The organism is Alcanivorax sp. HI0044, from assembly GCF_001634945.1.
The window spans coordinates 1-15,624 of record NZ_LWEZ01000602.1 but is presented as its reverse complement, the minus strand read 5'-3'; the positions used below and the strand labels follow the sequence as shown (position 1 = coordinate 15,624).

Below are 15,624 nucleotides of genomic sequence, written 5' to 3'. Positions count from 1 at the left end.
GCAATCTAGGCGCGCTTTTGAAGGTGTCCCCTAACTGGGATCGAGATATGTCCATCCATCGAAAAAACGCAACAACGAGTGCGGGCCAGCCTGAATGACCCGAAGGGCGTGGCCTGAAGCGCACATCTGCTGCGCCTTGCCTCTCGGAAAGGGAACCACCCTGACCATCAAGACAAGACGCAACAGCTGCACGCTTCAGGCCACGCTGAGCATGCAAGGAGTTTTTCAGAGGTTCCCTAGGGCGCCGACGCGGCCTGCAGGGCGGCGCTTCCGCGGTTCATCTCATTAAGCTGGTCCAGCAGTTTGTGGCGGCCTTGCAGGGCAGGGTAAACCGGGCTTTCTGCGGGCACGGAAACCATCAGTTCCTGCAATTTCTGCCGGGCGGCAGGGATGTCCCGTTGACGGATCAGCTGATTCAGTTCGGCAAATGCCTGGTTGTCCTTGTCCATCTGATCCAGCTCGGCCAGCTGCTGCGCATTACCGGTAAGGGCGCGGGCACGCTTGATGGCAGAGCGCGCTCCCCGGGTATCACCGAGATTGAGCAGCTCTTCGATCGCCATGAAATTGGCGCTCAAATCCACGGGGGCTGTGTCGTCATGGCCTGGATTGCCGGTGTTGTTTTGAGCCGGTGAGCGCTTCCGTTCAGTCGCGGCTGCAGGCGTGTTCCGGGTTTCAGGAACGGCGGTTGCCTTGCCGGAGGTTGTCAGCGACACCTGCCACTGCCCCAGCTCGCAGCCTTGTGCGCCGGTGACGGATACCGCCCAGGTGTCACCGGCTTTCATGCCCAGGCCGGTCAGGGTTTTTGATGACCAGGTACGCCAGAAATCGGAACCAATTTCCAGGGTCACATCGACAAAGGGTTCACCATTGAGCGACCAGTGATGGTATAGCGTCTGATCGCTGCCATCGTGGACTTCGGTATAAAAAAACAGCTCGGCCGTATCGACAGGCGCCTGGCTGATGTCATCAGTAGGTTCGCGGTTCTCAACGGCCGAAGTGAAGCTGGCCCGGGCCAGTGTCGGGCAGGCCGGCCGGGATTCTGTTTGGGCGGATGCCAGTACCGGCGCCAGCAGGCTGGCCAAAACTATGACGCGCACGCGTTCCCCCTGATCATTATTGTCCGGTGCCACCTGTTTTTTGTCTCGGTGGTTTAATTTGCAAGACTAGAGCGTTGCTCTGGCAAGGGCGTGGAACTGGGTCACGTTACGCCTGACGGTGTGATCAGTGGGCTTAAGGGAAGGGCCAGTGGCAAAGGGAGAAATGGCGCCAAGCGGGAACACCGGGCGCCGCTGAATTCGGTCCCGGATCAGGCCGGTTCGCCACCTTCATCCGGGCCATGAAAGCAAAGAAACAGCTCTTCGATCAGTTCCGGGATACCCAGGGCCATCTGCCGGACGACCTGGGTGTTGTCCCACAGGGCATCCAGTTCTTCGTCTTCATCAAGGCCGGAAATCAGGATAAAGGGCAACAGCAGATTAACGATGGTTTCTTCGTCGTTTTCATACCAAAGCGGTTCATTCACGAACACGCCGGTCATAAAGCCGGCACACCAGCTTGCCAGATCCTGGCCATCTTCTTCCTGGTAGGGGTCGAGCAGGCAAGGCAGGTTCACCGTTTCGCCACCGAGCAGTTGGGTAACCAGGCGCTGGCGCAGCTGGTCGAGTGCTGCGGCCACGTCGTCTGGAACCGGCATGTCCAGCTCATGGGCGTAATCCACCGGGGGCGTTTCTCCGGCTTCGTGCGGGCCAGCGGCCAGGGCGCACAGCATGCCGTGAATTTCCGTCCAGGTGGGTGCGTCTTCGCCCAGGCTGGCGAAATGCTGGCGGACGGTGTTCTTCAGGCTTGGATTGGTAATCTCTGACATGCTTTTCTCCCGGTGGCGAGCAAGCATACCGATAGACGCGCCGGGCCTCCACCGTCCTGTTGCGTTTGCCTGTCGAATGCCGGATTTGTGCCCGGCACAGCGGGCTCTCCGCGAGCCGATGGCAGGATGCTAGCTGGCTAACTCGATGCGGTTTCTGCCCAGGTCCTTGGCTTCGTAGAGGGCGCTGTCCGCACGTTTGATAAATTGCTCAGCGCTTTCGCCGGGTTGGTAATGGGTGAGCCCGGCGGAAAATTCGCTGCTCAGGTTTGCTGTGAAGGAATAGTGTTGTTGTGAGAACTGGCGGCGCAAGCGCTCCAGTGCGGCCAGGCAGGCCTGGGTGCTGGTGTGGGGGAACAACACCACGAATTCCTCCCCGCCATAGCGGGCCAACAGGTCAGACTTGCGTAATCCCTGGGAAGCCAGTTGTGCAAAGCGATGCAGCACTTCGTCTCCGGCGTGGTGGCCGTAGGTATCGTTGACTTGCTTGAAGTGGTCCAGATCAAGAATGGCCAGGTGCAGGGGGCTGTTCTCCCGCGCGGCGCGGGACATTTCCTCTTCCAGCCGTTCCAGAAAATGACGGCGGTTGTAGAGTCCGGTCAGGTCGTCGCGCACGGCAATGGCACTGAGGCGGTCGTGGGCTTCGCGCAGTCGTTCGCGTTGTTCTCGTACCCGCAATTGCAGGTTGTGGATATACCCACCCATATAGATAAACCAGCCCAGACCCAGGGTCAGGATGATCCAGTGCCCGATCAGGTAGGAGAAAATCGCCTGTTGGGGAGCGTTTATCCATTCATAGATCTGTAACCCGCTGAAGCAAAGCAGGGTGAAGGCCGCCATCAGCAGCATGCGTCGGCGGTCCAGTGCGAACACCCCAAAGGTCATGACCATAAAGTAGATGCTCAGCATGGCGCCGCGCAGTTCGCGGGAGTAATGCAGAATAGTGGTGGTCAGCAGGATGCCCACGGCCATTTGCAGGATGGTCAGGCTGGGATCGCCAAAGCGGTCGCTGACGCCACTGCGAATAAGCAGATAGAACAGCCCGTTGATGGCAAAGACCACCGCGAAGAAGGTCAGGTGCGGTGTGTTGGGTTCAAAAGCGGTGAGTTCCACACCAATGAAGGTGCCTGCCCACAATAAACAATAGGAATAGATCGCCATGACTTGGCGTTTTAACCGGACCGCGCGCTCCGGGGGATCTTTGGGTATCAGTGTTAACACGGGCAACAGGCGCCTAGCCGAATGATTGTTGTATTTTTAGTCAACTTTACCGTTTTTATCGTCCGGGGTCACAGACCTGTCATTGTCGGTGGTAGACAGCCAGTGACAAACTGTTGTTCAAACAATCGTTTGCTTGCCGGGATGAGGCCCTTGTATGTCCACACCGCTTTTTGACCTGACATTAACCGAAGAACAGCGCATGACCCGTGAAGGAATGCGCAAGATGGTGCGTGATTCCCTGTTTCCGCAATCGCGCGCAGCGGATGACGCAGCAAAGGCGAATGGTGAACTGTTAAACAGCATCGCCGGTTTTGGCCTGGCGTTGATGCCCATGCCGGAAGCTCTGGGCGGTGTGGGCATGCCACGTTCGCCGCTCTCCAACGCGCTGGCAGTGGAAGATCTGGCCGAGGGGGATATTTCTCATACCCTGGCTGCCTTGCAGCCCATGGCTGCCGTCAACGCCCTGGTGGATTTCGGTAGCGACGAGCAGCAGGAACGCTGGTTGCCTGCCATGGCCACGGAAACCTTTACCGGTGCGGCTATCGCGCTGACGGAGCCGCGCGCCACTTTCGAGCCTTCCTCTCCCGCTACCACGGCACAAACTGCAAACGGGCAAGTGGTGCTCAATGGAGTGAAGAGCCTGGTGCCGTTGGCCGAGCAATGTGAGTGGTTTGTAGTGGTGGCGGCGGAAAAGGGAGAGGTATCCGCCTTTATCGTTCCGAAAGACGCGGCCGGCCTGACCATTCAGGCCGAGGCGTATATGGGGCTGCGCAGTGCAGAACCGGCCACGCTGACGTTGGAATCAGTGACCGTGCCCGAGGCCGACCGGTTGGCCCATTTCGATCTGGACCGGCTGCTGGGCCTGTCCCGCATCGGCCAGTGCGCGCTGGCGGTGGGCTGCTGTCAGGCAGTGATGGAATACGCGATCCCCTACGTGAATGAACGCAAGGCCTTTGGCGAGCCCATTGCCTGGCGCCAGTCCGTGGCATTCATGGTGGCTAACATGGCCATCGAGATCGAAGGGATGCGGCTGATGATGCTACGTGCCGCCAGCCGGGCCGACCAGGGCCTGGATTTCCACAAGGAGGCCTATCTGGCGCAGCTGTTGTGCATGGAGAAGGCCATGGAAATCGGCACCAACGGCATCCAGCTGTTTGGTGGAGCGGGCTTCGTTCGCGATTACCCGCTGGAAATGTGGTACCGGAACTTGCGCAGCATTGCCGTGCTTCACGGCAGCCTGATGGTGTAGGAGAAGAACATGATTAATCTGGAATTGCCGGAAAAGCTCACACAAACCCAGAAAATGGCGCAGCAATTGGCCAGCGGCGTTTTTCGTCCCATCGCGCGCAAGTACGACGCTATTGAACACTGTGATACGCCTGAAGAGCTCAAGCCGGTTGCGCAGATGATGGCGGCCATGCCCCGTGCTGGAGGCAAGAAAGACGGGGGGAGCGACGGCATCAAAAATGGCAGCAACATGATGGGCATCATGGGCGTAGAAGCCATGTGCTGGGGAGATGTGGGGCTGATGCTGTCGATCCCTGGCGCCAGCGGGCTTGGCAATGCTGCGATCATGGCGGTGGGCACCCCGGAGCAGAAGGAAAAATACGGCAAACTGTACTGCGCCATGGCGATTACCGAGCCGGGCGCGGGCTCCGATTCCGCTGCGGTTGCGACCACTGCGGTGGCCGATGGGGATGAATGGGTGCTTAACGGCGAGAAAATCTACTGCACCGCCGGTCAGCGCTGCGATGCCATTGTCGTTTGGGCCACGCTGGACAAAACCCTGGGCAAGGCGGCGATCAAGTCTTTTATCGTGCCCCGTGATAATCCTGGCGTGCAGCTGGTGCGTGTGGAAGACAAGATGGGCCTGCGGGTGTCGGATACCGCCGCGTTGGCGTTCAATAATTGCCGGATTCCCAAGGATCATATTCTCGGTTCCGCCGAGGTGGGAGATACCGAGGAGGCGCGTAAAAAAGCCTTTGGCGGAGTGATGCAGACGTTCGACAACACTCGCCCCCAAGTGGCTGCCATGGCCTTGGGCGTGGCGCGTGCGGCGCTGGAAATAACCCGTGAAGTGTTTGAAAAAGAAGGGCTTGAGGCGGATTTCTCGAAACTACCTTATAACTCGACAGCCCGCGAACTGGAGCTCTACCGGCTGGAAGCGGACCTGGAAGCGGCCCGCCTGATGACGCTGAAGGCCGCCTGGATGGCCGACAATGGCCAGCCCAATTCCCGTGAAGCTTCCATGTGTAAAGCCAAGGCGGGGCGCATGGGGAACGATGTGACCCTAAAGTGTGTGGCGTTGTGTGGTGAGCTGGGCTATTCAGAGCGCACCCTGTTGGAAAAACTGGCCCGCGATTCAAAGATCATCGATATCTTTGAAGGCACACAGCAGATCCAGCAGCTGATCGTGGCAAGGCACCTGCTTGGGCTGTCGTCCAAAGAGCTGAAATAGGAAAAATAGCTACGAGCTACGAGCTACAAGCGAAAAAAGAAGAGCGCGGCCTGGCCGCGCTTTTTGTTTTTGGGTTGGGGCATTAAGCTTGGCCATTGTCATGGTTCGAGGGAAATTCTATGTCTGAGTCGCTGGCTGGCAGGGTCGTCTGGATTACCGGGGCATCCTCCGGGATTGGTGAAGCGCTGGCGAAGGAATATGCCCGCCGTGGCGCCAGGCTGGTGCTGTCCGCTCGCCGGCAAGAAGAGCTGGAGCGAGTGTGTGGCGGGCTGGTGAACAGCGAAGAGCACGTAGTGCTGCCGCTGGACCTTGGCCAGAGTGAGGCCATGGCGCCAGCCGTGGAGCGGGTCAGGCAGGCCTGCGGGCGACTGGATCAAGTGGTGCACAATGGCGGGATTTCCCAGCGCTCACTGGTGGCCGACACGGATCTGTCCGTGGATCGCCAGATCATGGAGGTGAATTTCTTCGGCACCGTGGCGCTGACCAAGGCCGTGCTTCCCTGGCTGAAAGAGCAAGGGGGTGGACGTTTTGTGGTGATTACCTCCCTGGTGGGGGAGCTGCCAACGCCGCTGCGTAGCGCCTACAGCGCCAGCAAGCACGCCTTGCATGGCTTCTTCGAGTCCCTGCGGGCGGAAGAGTATGATCAGGGCATCCGCGTGACGCTGGTGATGCCCGGCTTTATTCGCACCCAGGTGTCGATCAATGCGCTCACCGCGGATGGCTCTCGCCAGGGCACCATGGATGCTGCCCAGCAGACCGCCATGGCCCCGGAAGAATGCGCCAAACGGCTGGTAGAGGCCGTGCAGCGGGGCCGTGATCAGGTTATCATCGCCGGCCGCGAAGGGGCGGGCATCTACCTGAAACGCTGGGCTCCCTCGCTGTACCGTAGACTGATCCGCAAAATGAAGGTCACCTGATGTCACAGGACAACACCGATACCAAGAAACGTACCCGTCTTAACAAGCTGCAGAAGAAACTGCGGCGGGAAACGGGCCGCGCCATTGCTGATTTCAACATGATCAGTGAGGGTGACAAGGTGATGGTGTGTCTGTCCGGCGGCAAGGATTCCTACACCATGCTGGAGATTCTGCGCAATCTTCAGCACTCCGCGCCGGTGAATTTCGAGCTGGTAGCGGTGAATCTGGACCAGAAACAACCCGGGTTCCCGGAGCACATCCTGCCCGAGTACCTGGAAAAGGAAGGCGTGGCGTACCACATTCTGGAAAAGGACACCTATTCCATCGTCAAGGAGAAGGTGCCGGAGGGCAAGACCACCTGCGGCCTGTGTTCACGCCTGCGCCGGGGCAGCCTGTACGGGTTTGCCGAGGAAATCGGTGCCAACAAGATTGCCCTTGGCCACCACCGGGATGACATCGTCGAAACCCTGTTCCTGAACATGTTCTACGGCGGCAAGATGAAGGCCATGCCCCCCAAGCTGCGCAGCGATGACAACCGCAATGTGGTGATTCGCCCGCTGGCTTATTGCCGTGAAAAGGACATCATCGAGTTTTCCGCCCTGAAAGAGTACCCGATTATTCCCTGCAACCTCTGCGGTTCCCAGAAGAACCTGCAGCGCCAGGTGATCAAGGACATGTTGCAGCAATGGGACAAGCAACAGCCGGGGCGCATTGAAAATATCTTTGCTGCGGTACAGAACATTGCTCCCTCCCAGCTGGCAGACACCCGCCTGTTCGACTTTGAAAATCTGGAGCAGGGCCAGCAGCAGGGCGGTGAGCAAGCTCACCGTCTGGATGTGGTTAACCTGTTCGCCTGATCAAAAAAACAGCAGTCTCGAGTTTGTTTACCGCTAAACATGATTCACGGCGCCGTTTCCGGTAAAATGCCGTCGCCTTATTTCGGGGCGCCCGTCTTTACGCGCCTTGAACCGTTTCCCCGGGGTTTCGCGATAATCCAGACGGCGGCGTGTTGATGCCGACCGGTTGCCGGATTTTCCCCGAACGTCCCGATTAACCAAGATTCTCTCGACCAGAAGGGTAGGAGCACCATGACCGATCGTATTCAGAAGGGTGGCCTGGAAATCGCCGCCGAACTCCATGATCTGGTAGTCAATGAGATTGCGCCGGGTACCGGCGTCGACCCGGAACACTTCTGGGCCGAGCTGGAAAGCATCCTCAATGACCTGGCCCCCAAGAACAAGGCGCTGCTGGTCAAGCGCGACGACCTGCAGAAGCAGATCGACGCCTGGCACAAGGCCCGTGCGGGGCAGGCCATCGACATGGCTGAGTACAAGCAGTTCCTGACTGATATCGGTTATCTGCTGCCCGAAGGCGAAGACTTCAACGTCACCACTGAAAACGTGGATGCCGAAATTGCCACCATCGCCGGCCCGCAGCTGGTGGTGCCGGTGAAGAACGCGCGCTTTGCCCTGAACGCGGCCAACGCCCGCTGGGGCAGCCTGTACGATGCCCTCTACGGCACCGACGTAATCTCCGACGAAGGCGGTGCCGAAAAAGGCGGCGCCTACAACCCGAAGCGCGGCGCCAAGGTGATTGCCTGGGCCCGTGACTTCCTGGACAACTATTTCCCGCTGGCCAGCGGCTCCCATAAGGACAGCACTGGTTACGCCATCGAAGACGGCAAGCTGGTTGTGTCCCTGGGTTCAGAAAAAACCGGCCTGAAAGACGAATCCCAGCTGCAGGGTTACCTGGGCGATGCCGCCGCACCCACTGGTGTGCTGGTGAAGCACAACAACCTGCACGCGGAAATCCAGTTCGACGCCAGCCACCCGATCGGGGCTGACGATGCGGCCAACATGAAAGACGTGCTGCTGGAATCCGCCATCACCACCATCCAGGATTGCGAAGATTCCGTTGCCGCCGTTGACGCGGAAGACAAGGTCGAGGTGTACCGCAACTGGGCCGGTTTGATGAAAGGCGACCTGGAAGAAAGCTTCCAGAAAGGCGGCAAGACCATGACCCGCTCCATGAACGCGGACCGTGAATACACCGCGCTGGACGGCTCTTCCCTGACTTTGCATGGTCGTTCACTGCTGTTGGTCCGTAACGTGGGTCACCTGATGACCAACCCGGCGATCCTGCATAACGGGGAAGAAACCCCGGAAGGGATCATGGATGGCATGGTGACCGTGCTGGCCGCCATGCATGACCTGAAGAACATCAACAAGCTGAGCAACAGCCGCACCGGTTCCGTCTATATCGTGAAGCCGAAAATGCACGGCCCGGAAGAAGTGGCCTTTGCGGTTGAGCTGTTCGAGCGTGTAGAAAAAGCATTAGGTTTGGCTGCTAACACCTTGAAAATTGGCATTATGGATGAAGAGCGTCGCACCACGGTGAACCTGAAGGAGTGTATCCGTCAGGCCAAGGAGCGTGTCATCTTCATCAACACCGGTTTCCTGGATCGCACCGGTGACGAAATGCACACCTCCATGGAAGCCGGCCCCATGGCACCCAAGGGTGAAATGAAAGCCCTGCCGTGGATCGGCGCCTACGAAGACTGGAACGTGGACATTGGCCTGGAATGCGGCCTGAAAGGTCACGCCCAGATCGGTAAAGGCATGTGGGCCATGCCCGACGAAATGGCGCAGATGATGGCCAACAAGGCCGGTCACCCGAAAGCCGGTGCCAACTGTGCCTGGGTACCGTCACCCACTGCAGCCACGCTGCACGTGACCCATTACCATGAAATCAACGTGGCAGAGGTTCAGGAAAAGCTGGCCAGCCGCACCCGTGCGTCCCTGGACGACATCCTCACCATCCCGTTGCTGACCCGCGAACTGACCGCCGAAGAAATCCAGCAGGAGCTGGATAACAACGCCCAGGGTATGCTGGGTTACGTGGTGCGCTGGATTGATAGTGGCGTGGGTTGCTCCAAGGTGCCGGACATCAAGGATGTGGGGCTGATGGAAGACCGCGCGACCCTGCGGATCTCCAGCCAGCACGTGGCCAACTGGCTGCACCACGGCATCTGCAGCAAAGAGCAGGTACTGGAAACCATGAAGCGCATGGCGGAAGTGGTGGATCGTCAGAACGCCAACGACCCGGACTACGTGCCCATGGCCAAGGACTTCGACGGCTCCGTTGCCTTCCAGGCGGCCTGTGAGCTGGTATTCGAAGGCTGTGCACAGCCAAGCGGCTACACCGAGCCGGTTCTGCACCGTCGTCGCCGTGAGTTGAAAGCCAAGTAAGGCTTTCGAGCACACAGAAAAAGCCCCGCTAGTCGGGGCTTTTTTGGTTGTAGGGCGGCGACTCCTAATCCCCCCCGGGCTTTCTGCGAAGCCGCTGTGGTGGCGCGATAGCCAGAGTGTCGAGGTGCGAGAAACGAGTTTCGAAAGGCAAACCCCAAACCATGGGGAAGCCCGACGATTTTCGCTGCTCGTCACTCGTCACTCGTCACTCGTCACTCGTTACTCGTTACTTGCAATCAGGTTTATCGCGCCGCCTGCGGCGCTTCTGCGTCACCGCGTGTTGCGTGGTGCTACTCCTTCTCCACCATCACCTCCAGCGGCAAAGTCATGCTTTGTTGCTGGTTTTGATAGCTTCCAATGCTCTGACGGCTTCCACTCTGTGTCACGGTGATGCTGCCCATGGGCTGCCAGCGGCCCGGCGTGACCCGCAAGGTGGTGGCGCTGTGCTGGGTGCGGGCGCTGTTGTGGCTGGCCGGTTGATCAAAGCGCTGGCTGATCTGCAGTACCACGCTGCCGTCCGGGGTTAGCTGTGGCGTTACCTGAATCCCCTGATCCAGCTGTGCGAAGGTGGTGCCGTAATAGCCACCACTGAGCGCGACCAGGGTGCCCTGGCTTACATTGGCGGGGTAACCGCTGAGGGTGCGAATCTGGTAGTGATCCTGGCGCTGTTGTTGCTGGTTCTGCTGGCCGATGCGCACCTCGCCCTGAATCACCGGTGCCCGGCCGGATTCGATTCGGCCCCGGACATTGGTATCGATGCCGCTTTGTCGGCTGCTGCTGCCTTGTTGGCGTCGCAGGTGCACGATCAGGGTTGAGGGGGTGGCTTCCAGGCCGCCGAGGACGCTTTGCAGCTCCTGCATGCTGGCGTCGGTGGTACGCACAATCAGCTTGCCGCGATAGGCGCGAACGGAGCCGCCAGCCGGCAATAATGGCTCAATGACAGGCACCAGGGCGGGAGCGTCCGGACGCTCCAGCACATGGATGCTCATATCGTCAGCCGCAGACAGGCCGGGAAGGGCAAGCATGATGACAAGCAGTGTCAGGCACAGGCGCATGGGGTCCTCGCAGAGGTCGGTGGTTGCAGGGTTCCGACTCTCTCTACAGTAGCGCTGCCCGCAGCGGCTCGCCAGTAGGGCGGTGGCGCCAAATTTTGCCAGGGGCTGGCGCTGGCGCCCACCATGCCTACAATGTGCGTCCCGTCAGTCGCTTCGCCAGTCAGGAATGCCATGTTTGCCAATAGCCGTGCGGTCAGCTCGAACCAGTCGGGTGTCCATGTTGATCTGGAAAAGGTGGTGCGCCGGCACCTCGCTTCGGTCTGGCGGGCCCCCATAGCCGACCACGATCGTAGCGCCTTTGAGCAGGCCCGGGCTTGGCGCGATGAGCAAGGGGAAGATCGCCCGCTGATGCTGGATTCCGGCTGTGGCACGGGCCGTTCTTCTGTTCTGTTGGCTCACGCGAATCCGGATGCCCTGGTGATCGGTGTGGATCAGTCGGCCAACCGGCTGGAGCGGGGTGGGCGCCGTTGGCTGCAGCCACCGGACAATCTGCTGTTTCTGCGCGCGGATTGCACCGGGTTATGGCGCCTGATGGAGCAGGCCGAGTGGCAACTTGCCCGGCATCAGATTCTATACCCGAACCCCTGGCCAAAAAGTGCCCACCTGAAACGGCGCTGGCAGGGACATCCCGTGTGGCCTTCTGTGCTGACGCTGGGCGGTGAGCTGGAATTGCGCAGCAACTGGGCGGTGTATCTTGAGGAAGTGCAGGTGGCCCTGGCAATCAGTGGGATTGATGCGGTGCTGGCGCCGTTAGCGGTAGAGGGAGAGGCCGCTACGGATTTCGAGGAAAAGTATCTGGCCAGCGGCCAGGCGATCTGGCAGTTGACCGCCAGTTTGATCGTGGATTGAAAGATTGTCGGATTACGCCCTTCGGGCTAATTCGACCTACTTGAAAGGTCAATTTTTGTAGATCGTGTTTACCTAGGGGCACAGAGAGTCCGAAGGGCGTAATCCGACACCCAAGCGGTTCACTCATCGCAAAGCGACCGATTTTGTGCCCGGCTTCAAAGCCTCAGCCAAGTAGGTCGTATTAGGCGTAGCCGTAATCCGACATTCAAAGCCTAAGCTCACGCAGCTCCGGTGATCCGCCGGCCCGTTCCCAATGCTCCTGAAACTGTTTGCCCAGCCGCGGCGCACGCGGTAGTCGGTGTCCACACAGATCCAGTCGTCCGGGGCGCGGCCAGCCGCTGGCTTCAAACAGGCCAGTGCCATCGGCAATGGCGAAGCACAGCTGGGCATCGCTGTCATCTTGCTGGGTCTGGCGGAGGATGATCCGTGAGGGCAGGCGGCGAGACAGATGAATTAGCCGGTGGCCGGTGCGCACGGCATTGTCCGCACTATCAAACAGAATGCGGATATCGACCCGGGCACTGCTCAGGGCAAGGCGCTTGATGGCGCTGCACACCTCGGCGTTGTCGGTGAGCGCATCCAGCGTGGGAACCCGCAGCCAGAGGCTGCGGCGGCTGGCGCCGATCAGCGTGGCCAGCGCGAGGCCGGCGTGATGACGTTCCGGGTGGTGCAGGGTGTCGTCGTCGCCAATGACCAGCTGCATGGGCTAGATCAGCGGCTTGAACATCTGCCGGTGGGGGATATTGGCATCCATGAAAATGCCGCCGGACACGGAGAAACCTGCGGCTTCGTAGAAGCTGGTGGCGTGGGTCTGGGCGTGCAGGAAGATCTCTTCCATGCCATTGGCTCGGGCGGTTTCTTCAGCGGCGACCAGCAGCGAGCTGCCGACACCATTGTTGCGCTGTTCGGAAAGCACACACAGGCGGCTGATCTGGCCGGTGGGCAGCAGGCGAATACAACCCACGGGCTGCTGTTCGGCGTCCAGCGCGAGAAAGTGAATGGCGGCGCTGTCTTCACCATCCCATTCCAGCTCTTCGGGAACATGCTGTTCGTTGATGAAGACCTTCTGGCGGAGGGCTCGCAGGGCGGCTTCGTGTTCGTCCCAACGGGTTTCGATAATGCTGATAGCCATAGGGGTCTCGTTATAGTGGGGCGAAGTAGCCCTGTTCAATCCATTCATGGAGCAATTCTCTTGCGGTGGGCGTCATGACGGCGTCCAGCTCGCTTTCTTGGTAGCGTCTTTTGCTGGCCAATAGCTGCACCAGCGGGCGTTGTTGTTCTGTTAGCGTGTGGCTGTCTCCGTTGAGCCAGGCCAGTTTGCCCTGCATGAGCAGGCGCACACTGCCGTGGCGAACCAGGGCCACTTTGTCATCGCGTTCGCGAATATGGTGATCATCTACCGCAAATTCAAGGCCATCCAGCCGGGGGGTGGATAGCCAGCGATAAACTGCGCGTTCGATGGCGTCAGGCTGGAGCAGGTCCAGGGCGCCGCGAATCAGTTGTTGACGGTCTGCATCGGCCAGTACGGCGGGGTCAGACGTGACATCCCGGCCCGGATCGGTGAACAGCTGGCTGTCGGATTCGGCCAGGCATTCGCCGGCGATTTCGGCCATCAGCATCTGGTAGTCCGGGGCGCGAAAGCCCACCGACCAGGTAATGCAGTCGCTGTCTTCGGCAACGCCGTGGTGGGCTACGCCGGGGGGCAGGTAGAGCACGTCGCCGGGGCCGGCGACGAACTCTTCGCGCGCGGGCATGTCGGCCAGCAGTTTCAGCTCATCGGTGGGCTGGCGGGGCGTGCTCTCGTCACAGACGTCGCCGATCTGCCAGCGACGGCGGCCGGCGGCCTGAATCAGGAAGACGTCATAACGGTCGAAGTGTGGGCCGACACTGCCCCCTTTGGCGGCATAGCTGATCATGATGTCTTCCACCCGCCAGTTGGGCAGGAAGGCAAAGTCGTCCAGCAGCAGCGAGGTTTCAGTGAGGAAGTGATCCACAGATTGGACCAGTAACGTCCAGTTTTCCTCGCCCAGGGTTTCGAAGACATCGTCAGCGAGGGGGCTTTGCAACACTGACCAGGGGCCGTTGCCGGCGCCGGTGATGATGCGTGCCTCCACGGACTCTTCCAGTGCCAGACCGGCCAGGGTGTCGGCGTCAGGCTGGTCCAGCCCATGGGCGGCGCCGGGCATGAACAGGGGCTTTTTCTGCCAATGCTCACGCAAAAACGCTGCCGGCTTCATGGGGAGAATGAAGCGCGGCAGCGTCAAGGCAGGCAGCTGGGGCGCTGAGGGCATCAGATGCTGCGGGCTTGCTGGGCGGCATTGCCCACATAGGTGGCCGGGGTCATGGCCAGCAGGATTTCCTTGGCTTCATCGGGGATCGCCAGATCATTGATGAAGGCGGTCAGGGTGTCCTGATTGATGCCGTCCTTGCCGCGGGTCAGCGCCTTGAGTTTCTCGTAGGGCTTCTCGATTCCATACCGGCGCATCACCGTCTGGATGGGTTCGGCCAGCACCTCCCAGGCGGCATCCAGGTCTTCGTCCAGGCGGGCCGGGTTTACTTCCAGTTTGCCGATGCCTTTCAGGCTGGCTTCAAAGGCAATCAGGCTGTGCGCCAGGCCCACGCCCACGTTACGCAGCACGGTGGAGTCGGTCAGGTCGCGCTGCCAGCGGGACATGGGCAGCTTGGCGGCCAGGTGATCCATGATGGCGTTGGCCAGACCCAGGTTGCCTTCGGAGTTCTCGAAGTCGATGGGGTTGACCTTGTGCGGCATGGTGGAGGAGCCCACTTCGCCTTCCACGGTGCGCTGCTTGAAGTAACCCAGGGAGATGTAGCCCCAGACGTCACGATCGAAGTCCAGCAGGATGGTGTTGAAGCGCATCAGGGCGTGGAAGTACTCGGCAATGCAGTCGTGGGGTTCGATCTGGGTGGTGAAAGGGTTGAAGGTAAGCCCCAGGCCTTCCACAAAGCGGCGTGCAAAGGCTTCCCAGTCCACGTCCGGGTAAGCGGACAGGTGGGCGTTGTAGTTGCCCACTGCACCGTTGATCTTGCCGAGCAGTTCCACCGCGGCGAACTGGTCACGCTGGCGTTGCAGGCGAGCGACCACGTTGGCCATTTCCTTGCCCACGGTGGTGGGGGAGGCGGACTGGCCATGGGTGCGCGACAGCATGGGCTGGTCGGCCTGGGCGTGGGCCTGCTTGCGGATGGCGCTGATTACCTGGTCCATTTTGGGCAGCAGCAGTTCACGGGCTTCCTTGAGCATCAGCGAGTAGGACAGGTTGTTGATGTCTTCGCTGGTGCAGGCGAAGTGTACGAACTCGCTCATGCTGGCCAGTTCGTCGTGTTCCGCCATCTGTTCCTTGATGAAATATTCCACGGCTTTGACGTCGTGGTTGGTGGTGGCTTCGATGGCCTTGATGCGCTCGGCATGCTGGACCTCGAAATCACGGGTGACGCCGCGCAGGTGCCAGGCAGCCTGGCCACTCATCAAGGGGACTTCCGGGATGTTCTTGTCATGGGCCAGCTGTTCCAGCCAGCTGACTTCCACATGGACGCGGAAGCGAATCAGGCCGTATTCACTGGTGGTGTTGCGCAGTGCATCGACTTTGCTGGCGTAACGACCGTCTACCGGTGAAATGGCAGTCAAAGAGGTAAGGCTGGACATGTCAGGCTCCCGAATATCGTCCAAGTAGGTACGTACACGTACATTCCAAAGGCGGCGCAATCATACAGCAAAATTCCGCAAACTGCGCCGCTGTTGATGACAGCTGAAAGTTGATCTATTTATAGCTTTAACAGTCGCTTATAAGACACTGATATCAATGGACTCAATGAGCGAAAGGAGGCGCTTTCGATGGAACAGAAGGTGCCAGCGACGCCCGCCCAGCTGGTGCCAAAGGAAGGCGGCGCGCACCCCGGCCAGAAACAGGGCGCGGATGCGTGCGGCCTTGTCGTCGTCCTGCAGATGGGCTGGGTCGCCCTTGACTTGAATGCGAAATCGAAAGGTGCCCAGGGTATC

15 protein-coding genes are annotated in these 15,624 nt (G+C 59.8%); 6 read left to right on the top strand and 9 right to left on the bottom strand.

Going from position 1 to position 15,624, the window contains the following annotated elements; all coding sequences use genetic code 11:
• Window positions 1-236 precede the first annotated feature (236 nt).
• The 3 genes from A3730_RS07290 to A3730_RS07280 form a co-directional block, all read right to left on the bottom strand.
• Entirely contained in the window at window positions 237-1,097 is an 861-nt protein-coding gene (locus A3730_RS07290) for a DUF2914 domain-containing protein (RefSeq protein ID WP_063537810.1), read from the bottom strand.
• Window positions 1,098-1,306: 209 nt separating this feature from the next.
• Window positions 1,307-1,864 (bottom strand): YecA family protein, encoded by a 558-nt coding sequence (locus tag A3730_RS07285; RefSeq protein WP_231883887.1) that lies wholly within the window; start codon window positions 1,862-1,864, stop codon window positions 1,307-1,309.
• 129 nt (window positions 1,865-1,993) lie between these two features.
• Window positions 1,994-3,022, bottom strand: a complete 1,029-nt coding sequence (locus A3730_RS07280) for a GGDEF domain-containing protein (protein WP_063520743.1) — start codon at window positions 3,020-3,022, stop codon at window positions 1,994-1,996.
• Window positions 3,023-3,236: 214 nt separating this feature from the next.
• Between A3730_RS07280 and A3730_RS07275 the strand changes: the two genes are divergently transcribed.
• The 5 genes from A3730_RS07275 to A3730_RS07255 all read left to right on the top strand — a co-directional run bounded on the left by A3730_RS07275 (window position 3,237) and on the right by A3730_RS07255 (window position 9,705).
• Window positions 3,237-4,331: an acyl-CoA dehydrogenase family protein gene (locus tag A3730_RS07275; protein ID WP_063520742.1), complete on the top strand. Its 1,095-nt coding sequence runs from the start codon at window positions 3,237-3,239 to the stop codon at window positions 4,329-4,331.
• Between the two features lie 9 nt (window positions 4,332-4,340).
• On the top strand, window positions 4,341-5,540 hold the full coding sequence (locus tag A3730_RS07270; RefSeq protein WP_063537806.1) for an acyl-CoA dehydrogenase family protein: 1,200 nt from the start codon (window positions 4,341-4,343) through the stop codon (window positions 5,538-5,540).
• 119 nt (window positions 5,541-5,659) lie between these two features.
• Window positions 5,660-6,457, top strand: a complete 798-nt coding sequence (locus tag A3730_RS07265) for an SDR family oxidoreductase (RefSeq protein WP_063519446.1) — start codon at window positions 5,660-5,662, stop codon at window positions 6,455-6,457.
• Complete coding sequence (gene ttcA / locus A3730_RS07260; protein ID WP_063519447.1) at window positions 6,457-7,314, top strand: tRNA 2-thiocytidine(32) synthetase TtcA; 858 nt, start codon at window positions 6,457-6,459, stop codon at window positions 7,312-7,314. Before A3730_RS07265 ends, ttcA begins: the two co-directional genes overlap by 1 nt.
• A gap of 231 nt (window positions 7,315-7,545) precedes the next feature.
• Window positions 7,546-9,705: a malate synthase G gene (locus tag A3730_RS07255; protein WP_063519448.1), complete on the top strand. Its 2,160-nt coding sequence runs from the start codon at window positions 7,546-7,548 to the stop codon at window positions 9,703-9,705.
• 290 nt (window positions 9,706-9,995) lie between these two features.
• Here the strand turns inward: A3730_RS07255 and A3730_RS07250 are convergent, their stop codons facing one another.
• Window positions 9,996-10,760, bottom strand: a complete 765-nt coding sequence (locus A3730_RS07250; RefSeq protein WP_063519449.1) for a hypothetical protein — start codon at window positions 10,758-10,760, stop codon at window positions 9,996-9,998.
• 171 nt (window positions 10,761-10,931) lie between these two features.
• Here A3730_RS07250 and A3730_RS07245 point away from each other — a divergent pair, with 171 nt between their 5' ends.
• Window positions 10,932-11,609: a tRNA (guanosine(46)-N(7))-methyltransferase TrmB gene (locus A3730_RS07245; protein ID WP_063519450.1), complete on the top strand. Its 678-nt coding sequence runs from the start codon at window positions 10,932-10,934 to the stop codon at window positions 11,607-11,609.
• A 205-nt stretch (window positions 11,610-11,814) separates the two neighbouring features.
• On the opposite strand, the gene A3730_RS07240 is transcribed toward A3730_RS07245, so the two are convergent.
• From A3730_RS07240 to A3730_RS07220, 5 genes are all read right to left on the bottom strand, one after another.
• Window positions 11,815-12,312 (bottom strand): hypothetical protein, encoded by a 498-nt coding sequence (locus A3730_RS07240; RefSeq protein WP_063519451.1) that lies wholly within the window; start codon window positions 12,310-12,312, stop codon window positions 11,815-11,817.
• Between the two features lie 3 nt (window positions 12,313-12,315).
• Window positions 12,316-12,741, bottom strand: a complete 426-nt coding sequence (locus A3730_RS07235) for a GNAT family N-acetyltransferase (protein ID WP_063519452.1) — start codon at window positions 12,739-12,741, stop codon at window positions 12,316-12,318.
• Between the two features lie 10 nt (window positions 12,742-12,751).
• The gene (locus A3730_RS07230; protein ID WP_063519453.1) at window positions 12,752-13,900 is read right to left on the bottom strand and encodes a JmjC domain-containing protein; all 1,149 of its coding nucleotides are present in this window, start codon (window positions 13,898-13,900) and stop codon (window positions 12,752-12,754) included.
• Window positions 13,900-15,270, bottom strand: a complete 1,371-nt coding sequence (purB, locus tag A3730_RS07225) for an adenylosuccinate lyase (protein ID WP_063519454.1) — start codon at window positions 15,268-15,270, stop codon at window positions 13,900-13,902. The genes A3730_RS07230 and purB overlap by 1 nt, the downstream gene beginning before the upstream one ends.
• Before the next feature lie 138 nt (window positions 15,271-15,408).
• Window positions 15,409-15,624: DUF489 family protein (locus A3730_RS07220; RefSeq protein ID WP_156501040.1), on the bottom strand; the 216-nt coding region annotated here is incomplete at its 5' end.